The organism is Halomonas sp. 3A7M (assembly GCF_014897875.1).
Taxonomy (GTDB): Bacteria; Pseudomonadota; Gammaproteobacteria; order Pseudomonadales; family Halomonadaceae; genus Vreelandella.
Window position 1 is genome coordinate 1 of record NZ_JABUZD010000163.1, and the last position, 1,502, is coordinate 1,502.

The window sequence follows — 1,502 nt, forward strand, 5'->3', positions numbered from 1 at the left end:
TCCTCTCAAGATATGGAGTCTCCGGTAAAGCCGGGGCGGTTCAACTTGCGCCTTTCCGAACAGCGGGCAAAAGCGGTCGCTGATGCTTTAGTGGCAGGAGGAACCAATCCTCAGAATATTCGCTATACAGGCCTAGGGCAGAGTGAGCCTTTGGTGAGCTGTCAAAACATTGCAGGTGCTGTATTAAAAGAGTGCCTGGCGCCTAACCGCCGCGTCGAAATTTTATTACAAGAAAATAGTTGAAACTGAGAGGGGCTTGTTTTCGCAAGTTTGCTAAATGCTTCTAATTAAAGGAGAGCCAAATCCAACAATAATCGGTTTTTGACTTTGATAGTTCTTTTCAGCCTTGGGAATCTTCAGGCCAGGATGCATCGGTGTTCTACAGGATGTTGGGGAAAGCGAATTCGTCAAGGTAACCCTTTGGAAGTAACACGAAAATAGGTGAAGCATGGACAATGCACTCATTGTCATTACCCCTAAAGCGGGTGGTGATGCGGTTGAAATACCAAGAGGCAGTGTTGTTGATTTGCAGGAACCGAGCGTCGTTACGATTTCTGTAGGACCTGAAGAAACTGCCGCTTTTGATCGGTCGGGAATGGATCTGATTATCACCCTGAAGTCCGGTGAACAAATTATCATTGCTGGCTTTTTTAATGCCCCGGGGGGGGAACGCACGGAATTGCTTCTCAAGGATTCCACTGAGGTGATTTGGTGGGGGCAGTACGAGATACCTTGGTCTGGGTTTGCGTTCTCTGAAACCCAAGTGGCAGCAGGTGGACTAGCGCAAGATAGTAGCAACCCTTCTTGGGCAGCTGCCTTAGGAATGCTTGGCTTGGTTGGTATTGCTGCGGCTGCTTCCTCTTCGTCTTCTTCAGACAGCGACTCAGATTCTGATAGCGACTCGGACTCTGATGGCGACTCAGATTCTGATAGCGACTCAGATTCTGATAGCGATTCAGATTCTGATGGCGACTCGGATTCTGATAGTGACTCGGATTCTGATAGTGACTCGGATTCTGATAGTGACTCGGATTCTGATAGTGACTCGGATTCTGATAGTGACTCGGATTCTGATAGTGACTCGGATTCTGATAGTGACTCGGATTCTGATAGTGACTCGGATTCTGATAGTGACTCGGATTCTGATAGTGACTCGGATTCTGATAGTGACTCGGATTCTGATAGTGACTCGGATTCTGATAGTGACTCGGATTCTGATAGTGACTCGGATTCTGATAGTGACTCACCGATGCCGATGCCGATGCCGATGCTGACGCCGATGCTGACACTGACGCCGATGCAGACGCAGACGCAGACGCAGACGCTGACGCTGACGCTGACGCTGACGCTGACGCTGATGCCGATGCCGATGCGGATGCGGACGCAGATGCAGATGCAGATGCAGATGCTGACACGGATGCCGACGCAGATGCGGACGCAGACGCAGACGCGGATGCAGACGCAGATGCAGATGCAGATGCAGATGCTGACACGGATGCCGA

The 1,502-nt window shown here is 50.3% G+C and carries 2 protein-coding genes; both read left to right on the forward strand.

Annotated features, from left to right (window positions below; all coding sequences use genetic code 11):
* On the forward strand, positions 1 to 243 hold a 243-nt coding region (locus tag INT19_RS15235; protein ID WP_193061390.1), incomplete at its 5' end, for an OmpA family protein.
* 205 nt (positions 244 to 448) lie between these two features.
* Positions 449 to 1,502, forward strand: a 1,054-nt coding sequence (locus tag INT19_RS15240) for a BapA/Bap/LapF family prefix-like domain-containing protein (RefSeq protein ID WP_193061391.1), incomplete at its 3' end; no start/stop codon positions are given.